The sequence below is a fragment of the Streptomyces sp. NPDC052020 genome (assembly GCF_040680575.1).
In the GTDB taxonomy this organism is placed as follows: Bacteria; Actinomycetota; Actinomycetes; order Streptomycetales; family Streptomycetaceae; genus Streptomyces.
The window spans coordinates 1-2,268 of record NZ_JBFAWY010000091.1 but is presented as its reverse complement, the minus strand read 5'-3'; the positions used below and the strand labels follow the sequence as shown (position 1 = coordinate 2,268).

Here is a 2,268-nt window from a genome sequence, read left to right as displayed (position 1 = left end):
CAACTACGCCGCCGCCAACGCCTTCCTCGACGCCCTCGCCCACCACCGCCGAACCCACGGCCTGCCCGCCCACTCCCTCGGCTGGGGCCTGTGGACGCGGAAGTCCGCCATGACGACCCACCTGACCGAGGCGGACGTCGAGCAGATGGCGCGGTCGGGGGTGCGGGGCCTGTCGGAGGAGGAAGGCGCGGCCCTCTTCGACAGCGCGGTCTCCGGCGCGGCCCCGGCGCTGCTGCCGGTCCGGCTCGACCTCAAGGCGCTGCGCGACCGACCGGGCACCCTACCGCCCCTGCTGAGCGGCCTGGTGCGCCCCGTGGCGCGGCGCGCGGCGGCGTCCGCCGCGGCGGGCGGCGACGACACGCTGGCCCACCGGCTGCTGCGGACGCCGGCGCCCGAGCGCCGCCGGCTGCTGCTCGGCCTGGTACGCACCCAGGTCGCCGGCATCCTCGGACACGACGGCGCGGAGGCCGTCGACCCGGAGCGCGCCTTCAAGGAGCTGGGCTTCGACTCGCTCGCCTCCGTGGCGCTGCGCAACCGGCTGGGCGCGGCCGCCGGCATCAGACTGCCGGTCACCCTGGTCTTCGACCATCCGACGCCGGCCGCCCTGGCGGAGTTCCTGCTCGCCGAGCTCGGCGGCGCCGGCGAACCCCAGGGCACGGCCCCGGAGCTCCCGGCCGGTACGGCTCCCGACGAGCCCATCGCGATCGTCGGCATGAGCTGCCGCTACCCCGGCGGCGTCACCAGCCCCGAAGAGCTCTGGGAGTTGCTGGCCGAGGGCCGGGACGCCATCTCGGCGTTCCCCGCCGACCGCGGCTGGGACATCGCGGAGATCTGCGACCCCAGCGGGACGCGGCCGAACACCAGCCACGCGAGCGAGGGCGGCTTCCTGTACGACGCGGCGGACTTCGACGCCGAGTTCTTCGGCATATCCCCCCGCGAGGCCCTCGCCACCGACCCGCAGCAGCGGCTCCTCCTGGAAGCGTCCTGGGAGGCCCTGGAGCGGGCCGGGCTCGATCCGCACGCCCTGCGCGGCAGCCGCACCGGCGTCTTCGCCGGAGTCATGTACCACGACTACGCCTCGCGCCTCGGCGACTCCCCCGTCCCCGAGGGCGTGGACACCTACCTCGGCAACGGCAGCCTGGGCAGCGTCGCCTCCGGCCGCGTCTCGTACACCCTCGGCCTCGAAGGCCCGGCGGTGACGGTGGACACGGCGTGCTCCTCCTCGCTGGTGGCGCTGCACCTGGCCGTGCAGGCGCTGCGCAACGGCGAATGCCAACTGGCGCTCGCGGGCGGCGTGTCGGTGATGTTCACGCCCGAGACCTTCATCGACTTCAGCCGGGCGCACAACCTCGCCTCCGACGGCAGGGCGAAGGCGTTCGCGGGGGCGGCGAACGGCACCAGTCTCTCCGAGGGCATCGGCGTGCTGGTGGTCGAGCGCCTGTCGGACGCCCGGCGCAACGGCCACCAGGTCCTCGCGGTGATCCGCGGCTCCGCCGTCAACCAGGACGGCGCCAGCAACGGCCTCACCGCCCCCAACGGCCCCTCCCAGCAGCGCGTCATCACCCAGGCGCTGGGCAACGCCCGCCTCTCCCCCGCCGACATCCACGCGGTGGAGGCGCACGGCACCGGCACCGTCCTCGGCGACCCCATCGAGGCACAGGCCCTCATCGCCACCTACGGCCAGAACCGGGCCGAGGACAGCCCCCTGTGGCTCGGTTCCGTCAAGTCGAACCTGGGCCACACCCAGGCCGCCGCCGGTGTCGCCGGGGTGATCAAGATGGTGATGGCCATGCGCCACGGTGTCCTGCCCAGGACCCTGCACGTGGACGAGCCGACGCCTCATGTGGACTGGACGGCCGGCCAGGTGCGGTTGCTGACCGAGTCCGTGCCCTGGAGCGGCGAGGAGCCCCGCCGGGCCGGCGTGTCCTCGTTCGGCATCAGCGGTACCAACGCCCACGTCATCCTGGAGCAGGCGCCGGCCCCGGAACCCGACCAGGACACGTCCGCCGAGTCCCCCGCCCCGGCGGGCCCCGTGCTGCTCCCGGTGTCCGCCACGAGCCCGGCCGCGCTGCGCGCGCAGGCCAGGGGGGTGCTGGACCTGCTGGAGGGCGAGGATGCTCCCGCCCCGGCCGCGGTGGGCCTGGCGCTGGCGACGGCACGGGCACACTTCGAACGCCGTGCGGTCGTCCTCGGCGCGAGCCGCGACGACCTCCTCACCGGCCTGCGGGCCCTGGCAGCCGGTGAGACCACCACGGGCCTGGTCGAAGC

General features: G+C 75.0%; 1 protein-coding gene. It reads left to right on the top strand.

Annotated elements, in window-relative coordinates; all coding sequences use genetic code 11:
* Positions 1-2,268, top strand: a 2,268-nt coding sequence (locus AB0L74_RS34765; RefSeq protein ID WP_365661606.1) for a beta-ketoacyl synthase N-terminal-like domain-containing protein, incomplete at both ends; no start/stop codon positions are given.